The organism is Stappia sp. (genome assembly GCF_048261845.1).
Taxonomy (GTDB): Bacteria; Pseudomonadota; Alphaproteobacteria; order Rhizobiales; family Stappiaceae; genus Stappia.
This window is the reverse complement of record NZ_JBLXFR010000111.1, coordinates 1-7,198: the sequence shown is the minus strand read 5'-3', so window position 1 is coordinate 7,198 and position 7,198 is coordinate 1. Positions and strand designations below refer to the sequence as shown.

Sequence of the window (7,198 nt, the reverse complement as noted above, 5' to 3'; positions counted from 1 at the left end):
GAAGGCCGGCCACAAGGGCGACGGGCGCTCGCTCGATGCCCATATGGACACCCTCGGGATCGACAGGGTGGCGGTGCGCGCCGGCCGTCCGCTGATCGGCCTGTCCCGGGTCGCGGCCTATCTCGAGCTGCATATCGAGCAGGGCCCTCTGCTTGTCGGCAAGGGCATTCCGGCCGCCGTCGTCTCCGGCATTCGCGGCAACATCCGCTACCGCTCCGTGCGCTGTATCGGCGAGGCGGGGCATTCCGGCGCCGTGCCGCGTGCCTTCCGCCGCGATCCGGTGCTGGCCATGGCCGATCTTCTGGTGCGTCTCGACGAAAGCTGGGCGACCATCCTGGCCAAGGGCGACGACCTGGTGCTGACCAGCGGCATCGTCGGGACCGATCCGAAGATGCATGCGATGACGCGCATCCCCGACCAGATTTCCTTCAGCCTCGACCTGCGCAGCCAGAGCGCGCGGGTGCTGGACGAGATGCGGGACCTGCTCAAGACCGAGATGGCGCAGATCGAGCGCGACCGGAAGGTGCGCTTCGAGCTCGACGAGGAAATGCGGGTGGAACCGGCGCTTTGCGATCCCTCCCTGGTCTCCGGGCTGTCCGCCGCGATGCGGGACGCCGGCCAGGAGCCGTTCGTGATGGCGAGCGGCGGCGGTCACGACGCCGCTGTCTTTTCTGCCGCAGGGGTGCCGGCAGGCATGGTATTCGTGAGGAATCGCAACGGCTCGCATAACCCGCAGGAGGCGATGGAATTGCCGGACCTGCTGTCGGCGACCGACATTCTCCACCAGTATCTGACGGATACACCATGAACCAGCTGACCATCACCAAGCCCGACGACTGGCACCTGCACCTGCGTGACGGGGCGATGCTTGCCGGCGTTCTGCCCCACACGTCCGCGCATTTCTCCCGTGCGATCATCATGCCCAACCTGGTGCCGCCGGTGGTGACCACCGTCCAGGCCGAGGCCTACCGGCAGCGCATCATGGCATCGCTTCCCGAGGGGCACGACTTCACGCCGCTGATGACGCTGTACCTGACCGAAGCCACCGACGCCGGCGATGTCGAGGCGGGTTTCCGCGACGGGCTCATCAAGGCGGTGAAGCTCTACCCGGCCGGGGCGACGACCAACTCGCATGCCGGCGTGCGCGACATCGACAAGGTCACCCCGGTGCTGGAGCGCATGGCGGAGATCGGCCTGCCGCTTTGCGTCCACGGCGAGGTGACGAACCCGGAGATCGACATTTTCGATCGCGAGGCCGTGTTCATCGAGACGGTTCTCGATCCGCTCCGCCGCCGCGTCCCGGGCCTGCGTGTCGTCATGGAGCATGTGACGACGCGCAACGGCGTCGACTACGTCCGCTCGCAGGAGCGCGACATGGCCGCGACGATCACGGTTCATCACCTGATGATCAACCGCAACGCGATCCTCGCCGGCGGCATCCGGCCGCATTACTACTGCCTGCCCGTGGCCAAGCGCGAGGAGCACCGGCTGGCGCTGCGCGAAGCCGCGACCTCCGGCGACCCGCGCTTCTTCCTGGGAACCGATTCCGCTCCCCATACCGATCCGCTGAAGGAAAGCGCCTGCGGCTGCGCCGGCATCTTCACCGCGCCGAACGCGATGGCGTGCCTTGCTCATGTCTTCGAGGAGGAGAACGCGCTCGACCGGCTCGAGGCTTTTGCCTCGCTGAACGGACCGGCCTTCTATCGCCTGCCGCCCAACGAGGGGCGGCTCACGCTCCTGCGGCAGGACGCGCCTTGTGCGTTCCCGGACAAGATCGATACGGGAGACGGGGTCGTGACCGTTTTCGATCCCATGGTCCCGATCCACTGGAGCGTCACGCCCGACAATTCCTGACGGCCGGCAGGCTTGCCGGCGAGAAACCTTTGTCAAAGGAGTGCCATATGTTCATTGAGCTTGCGAATGGTCTGAACGAACAGGCGGCGAGTGTCCGCGGCTTTGAGGCCTGCGCACGCGATGCCCGTGCCCGCATTTCGGACGATCCGGACAATGCGGCTGCATGGTTGCTCGTCTCCCGGGCCGCCCAGCTCTTCGTCGAGGCCTATGACGACCAGCCGCTGACGCTTGACGTGGCCGGCAAGGAGCTGGAGCAGTTCCGCGAGATCCTTCAGGTCCTGGACAATGCCCATGCCGGCGGTTCGGCCGATGCCAAGCTCGAGGCGCTGAACAAGGTCGCCCTCAAGCTGATGAAGGTTTGATCCGGGGGGCGGAAGCCCCCTTCGTTCCGGACCAGACCCGAAACCCGCGTTCGAAAGCGGAACCGAGGGCTGCAGCCCTGAACGGCTGACGCGTCATGGGAGGCAATCGCCGGGCGTCTGGTGCGGTTCGGCAAAACTTTGTCGTGGCGCGCGGCGTGACTTCGATTACCCTTGGGGGATGTGGTGGAAAACTCCGCTCCCGTCCCCGATCCGAGCCGTGGCGAGCGTCGTCGCCGCGGCCCTCGCGCTTGCCGGGCCGCTGCCTGCCCTGTCGCAGGAGCCCGGCCGGCCCTTTGTCGACGTGGCGCTGGTTCTGGCGGTCGACGTGTCCCGCTCGATGTCGCTCGAGGAGCTGCGGATCCAGCGAAGGGGCTATGCCGAGGCCATCGTCAGCCCCGAAGTGCTGCGGGCCATTTCGACCGGCGCCCACGGGCGCATCGCGGTGACGATCTTCGAATGGGCGGCCGACCACCACACCCGTGAAATCCAGCCATGGACACTGATCGGGACGGCAGCGGATGCCCGCGCCGTCTCCGACAGGCTTCTGGAGCAGGACAGCCGTGGCGAGCGGCGCACGTCGATTGCGGGCGCGATCAGGCATGGGATCATGCTTCTGGAAACTGTCCCCTATCGGGCCGAGCGGCTGATCATCGATGTTTCCGGTGACGGGCCCAACAACCAGGGCTTGCCTGTAACCCTGGAGCGGGACCGCGCGGTCGCCCGGGGCATCACCGTAAACGGCCTGCCGATGATGACGCGCGATGGTGCGGGGACGCTCTTCGGCATCGACGATCTCGACGACTATTACCGTTATTGCGTGATCGGCGGACCGGCAAGCTTCATGGTTCCGGTCAACGGCTGGGACCAGTTCGCGGAGGCCGTTCGGCGCAAGCTGGTGCTGGAGATCGGCGGACTGGCGCCCGGCATGCCGGACGATCCCTGGCGGCAGCAGGATGAGGACCGGCGGCGGGTCCTGCCCGCCGGTTTCATGCATCGGCCGGTCGCGCCCGGATCCGCCGCGCCCGATCGGATCATCCCCGTCCAGCTCGGCAACGCGGCGTCCTACGATTGCATGATCGGGGAAAAGATCTGGAACCAGCGTCGGTGGATCTTCGACGGCGACAGCCGCTGAGCCCGTTCCGGGCAGGGTCTGCTATCCCCGCCGGCGCCTGCGGCGGCGCGTGCCGTCCTCCTCGCCATCGCCCGGCTCGGGCATCTGACGCGGCTCCGGAAGCGCGACGGCCTGGCGCAGGCGAGGGAAGGGGTCGACCTTGTTGGGGATCGCCATCGCGTTGACGAAATGCTCCTGGAACTTCGGTTCCAGCGCCGTCTCGATCTTCTCGATCTCGCGCACCACCCGTTCGATCGTGCGCCGCTCGCCGCGATTGACCAGTGCCATGCGCGCGCCCGTGCCGGCGGCATTGCCGATGCCGGAGACTTCGGCCAGGTCGCAATCGGGGATAAGCCCGAGGATCATCGCGTATTTCGTGTCGATATAGCTGCCGAAGGCTCCTGCGAGCCGGATGCGTCCGATCTCCGGGTTGCCGAGCTTGTCGGACAGCAACTTGATGCCTGCATAGAGCGCCGCCTTGGCAAGCTGGATCGCCCGGATGTCGGTCTGACCGATGGTCAGCTCGATGCCTTCGCTCGCCACCACATAGGCATGGGTGCGCCCTTTTTGCACGACACGCGGCGAGCGCGCCGCTAGGGCGCCGTCGATCAGCCCGTCGGTGGTGATGACGCCGGCAAGGTAGAGTTCGGCCACCGCCTCGATGATGCCCGATCCGCAAATGCCGGTGACGCCGACCTGGTCCTTCTTCTCCGCGAATTCCGGGTCGTCCGACCATTCGTCGAGGCCGATCACCTTGAAGCGCGGCTCCAGCGTTTCCGGGTCGATGCGGATGCGCTCGATGGCGCCGGGCGCGGCGCGCTGGCCGCAGGAAATCTCGGCGCCCTCGAAGGCGGGACCGGTCGGTGAACTCGCTGCCAGCAACCGCTCGCGATTGCCGAGCAGGATTTCCGCATTGGTGCCGATGTCGACGACCAGCGTCACCGCCTCGGCCTCGAACGGGCGGGTGGAAAGTGCCGCAGCGGCGGCATCCGCGCCGACATGGCCGGCAATGCAAGGCAGCATGTAGACCCGCGCGCCGGGATTGAGCTCCAGCCCCACGTCGGCGGCGCGCGTGTGCACCGCGCCGGCCACCGCCAGCGCGAAGGGCGCGCCGCCGAGCTCCGTCGGGTCTATGCCGAGGAAGAGGTGATGCATGATCGGGTTGCCGACGAAGACCGCGTCGACGACATCCTCGCGGGTTGCGCCCACATCGGCGACGAGTTTTGCGACCAGCGCGTCGACGGCCGCGCGCACGCTTGTGACGAGATCGGGCAGCCGCGCCGGGTTCATCTGCACATAGGACACCCGCGACATCAGGTCCTCGCCGAAGCGGATCTGCGGGTTCGACGTGCCGGCGGAGGTCACGGTGCGCCCGTTGCGCAGGTCGCACAGATGCGCGGCGATGGTGGTCGAGCCGATATCGACGGCGAGCCCGTAGACGGTCTGCTTGTCGCCCGGCCACAGCGCGATGACGCGCGGGGCATGGATGTCGTCCTGCCAGATCGCGGCGGTGACGCTCCACTTGCCCTTGCGCAGGATCGCCTGGACGCGCGGCAGCAGGGCGGTGTCGAGGGACAGCCCGCTCTCGCCGCTTTCGGCAACGAGCGCCGCCAGCAGACGGTCTGCATCGCCAAGCGGCTGTTCCATGTCCGGTTCGCTGACGGTGACGGCAACCAGCCGGACGGCGCTGTCGGGGGCGATGGTGACGTTCTCGGCGCGCTTGCGCACCACCTGGCGGTTGGTCTGGGCATCGACGGGAACATCGACCACCATGTCGCCCTGGATCGTCGCCTGGCAGGAGAGGCGGCGGTCGCTGGCAAGCGCGCGCAGCCGCGCGTAGCGGGCTTCCGCTTCGGTGACGGGGCCCAGATGTTCGGCCGAGCTGGTCAGTTTCTCCTTGGCGAAAGCGCCTTCGGAGACGGACACCTGGCAGCGACCGCAGATGCCGCGCCCGCCACAGACCGATTCCACATAGACGCCAAGCGCCCGCGCGGCATCGAGCAGCGGCGTGCCGACAGGGAAATTCCCCCGCCGGCCGCTCGGCTGGAAGACGATCCTCGCCGTTCCGGGATGTTCTGTCATGCGCGCGCTTCTGCCTTCACTGTGCTGCCGGAGGAAACCGGTTCTCCCGGCTCAGACGCCTGCCCGCCGGCGCCCCTCGCGCCCGCCGCGCCGTCCGGACCCGCCGCCCGGAGCTGCCGCCACCGGTCCGGTCTCCGCGCCCGGCTTGTAGTCGCGATAGGTCATGATCCACTCGGAACAGTTCGGGTCGTTGCCGGTCAGGACGTTGGCACCGCGCACCGCTTCCATCTCCTGCGGGCGACAGGGGTTCATGATCGCGCTGGTCATGCCCGCGCCGATCACCATCGGAATGAACGCGGCATTGATGCCGTGCCGGTGCGGCAGGCCGAAGGAGATGTTGGAGAGCCCGCAGGTGGTGTTGACCTTCAGCTCCTCGCGCAACCGGCGCAGCAACTGGAACACCTGCCGGCCCGCCGTTCCCATCGCGCCGATCGGCATGACCAGCGGATCGACGACGATGTCATGCGCCGGGATGCCGTAGTCGGCGGCGCGCTGGACGATCTTCCGCGCGACCTCGAAGCGCACGTCCGGGTCTTCCGAAATGCCTGTCTCGTCGTTGGAAATGGCAACGACCGGCACGTTGTATTTCTTCACCAGAGGCAGGATCGCCTCGAGTTTTTCCTCCTCGCCGGTGACGGAATTGACCAGCGGCCGGCCCTTGGCGACCCTGAGGCCCGCCTCGATCGCCGCCGTCACGGAGCTATCGATGGAAAGCGGCACGTCGACGAGGCCCTGCACGATCTCCAGCGTCTTCACCAGCAGCGGCGGCTCGGTCTCGTTCGGGTTGACGGCGGTGACGCCGGCATTGACGTCGAGCATGGTGGCGCCCGCCGCCACCTGCGCCAGCGCGTCCCGTTCCACCGTCGAGAAATCGCCCGCGGCCATCTCGGCGGCGAGCTTCTTGCGTCCCGTGGGGTTGATCCGTTCGCCGATCACGCAAAAGGGCTGGTCGAAGCCGATGATGATCTCGCGCGTGGCCGAGGCCACGATGGTCCTGGTCATTGTTGCGCTACCTCTGCAGGAAACGGATGGGAACCGGCGTCGGCGTAGGACCAACTGCCGCGGGCAGCGAGCCAGTCGGCGGTCTTGGTCAGTCCGCCGAACGGAAACACATGGATCTGCTGGAGCTGGGTGTGCGGGCGCGTCTGCACGCGCGCCTCCAGCGGCGCCAGCATGGTCTCGGGATCGTAGCCCGCCAGCATCGACACCACCGCCCCGCCGCGCTTCCTGAGGAAGGCGAGCGAGTTCTCGACGCCGGCGAAGGCGGCATACTTGATCAGGGTCGTCATCTTGGCCGGACCCGCGACCCCGATATGGACGGGAAAACGGTTGCCCCAGCCGGCGATCTCGTCGAGCCAGAGATTGACCTTGTGCGGGTCGAAGCCGAACTGGGTGACGATGTGGAAGCTGGCATCGCTCTGCGCGGCCAACTCGTGCTTGCGCATCAGGAAGGCGCGGATCGTCTCGCGCGGAATGTCCGGCGCACCTTCCGGATGGCCTGCAACGCCGATGCGCTCGACGCCGAGCCGGTCGAACAGGCCGGTCTCGATCATCTCGACTGAGGAGCGAATGGGGCCGGGCGCGGGCGCCTCGCCGGCAACCGCAAGCACGTCGCGCACGCCGGCCTCGGCCACCAGCCGGGTCAGCCGTGTCTCGAACGCGGCGAAGGAGGCATAGCGCCGGGCGGCCATGTGCGACACGGCGACGAGCCTGGCATCGGTGACCCGGCGCGCGGCCCGGGCGATGGCGTCCTCGCCGACATTGCCGAGGTCGGTCAGGTAGGCGCCCG

At 67.7% G+C, this 7,198-nt stretch carries 7 protein-coding genes; 4 read left to right on the top strand and 3 right to left on the bottom strand.

Annotation, left to right across the window (positions count from 1 at the left end; all coding sequences use genetic code 11):
• From ACN0T5_RS21215 to ACN0T5_RS21200, 4 genes are all read left to right on the top strand, one after another.
• A partial coding sequence (locus tag ACN0T5_RS21215; RefSeq protein ID WP_417770593.1) for a M20/M25/M40 family metallo-hydrolase occupies nucleotides 1-808 on the top strand: 808 nt, incomplete at its 5' end.
• Nucleotides 805-1,854 carry a dihydroorotase gene (gene pyrC, locus ACN0T5_RS21210; RefSeq protein ID WP_417770592.1) on the top strand — a complete coding sequence of 350 codons (1,050 nt, stop codon included), beginning with the start codon at nucleotides 805-807 and terminating at the stop codon, nucleotides 1,852-1,854. The genes ACN0T5_RS21215 and pyrC, both read left to right, overlap by 4 nt.
• Before the next feature lie 47 nt (nucleotides 1,855-1,901).
• Nucleotides 1,902-2,216 (top strand): hypothetical protein, encoded by a 315-nt coding sequence (locus ACN0T5_RS21205; protein WP_417770591.1) that lies wholly within the window; start codon nucleotides 1,902-1,904, stop codon nucleotides 2,214-2,216.
• 217 nt (nucleotides 2,217-2,433) lie between these two features.
• Nucleotides 2,434-3,348: a DUF1194 domain-containing protein gene (locus tag ACN0T5_RS21200; RefSeq protein WP_417770590.1), complete on the top strand. Its 915-nt coding sequence runs from the start codon at nucleotides 2,434-2,436 to the stop codon at nucleotides 3,346-3,348.
• 21 nt (nucleotides 3,349-3,369) lie between these two features.
• Here ACN0T5_RS21200 and ACN0T5_RS21195 read toward each other — a convergent pair whose 3' ends face one another.
• From ACN0T5_RS21195 to ACN0T5_RS21185, 3 genes are all read right to left on the bottom strand, one after another.
• On the bottom strand, nucleotides 3,370-5,409 hold the full coding sequence (locus ACN0T5_RS21195; protein ID WP_417770589.1) for an ASKHA domain-containing protein: 2,040 nt from the start codon (nucleotides 5,407-5,409) through the stop codon (nucleotides 3,370-3,372).
• A gap of 51 nt (nucleotides 5,410-5,460) precedes the next feature.
• Nucleotides 5,461-6,411, bottom strand: coding sequence for a methyltetrahydrofolate cobalamin methyltransferase (locus tag ACN0T5_RS21190; RefSeq protein WP_417770588.1), 951 nt, complete (start codon nucleotides 6,409-6,411; stop codon nucleotides 5,461-5,463).
• A partial coding sequence (locus ACN0T5_RS21185; protein WP_417770587.1) for a methylenetetrahydrofolate reductase occupies nucleotides 6,408-7,198 on the bottom strand: 791 nt, incomplete at its 5' end. The genes ACN0T5_RS21185 and ACN0T5_RS21190, both read right to left, overlap by 4 nt.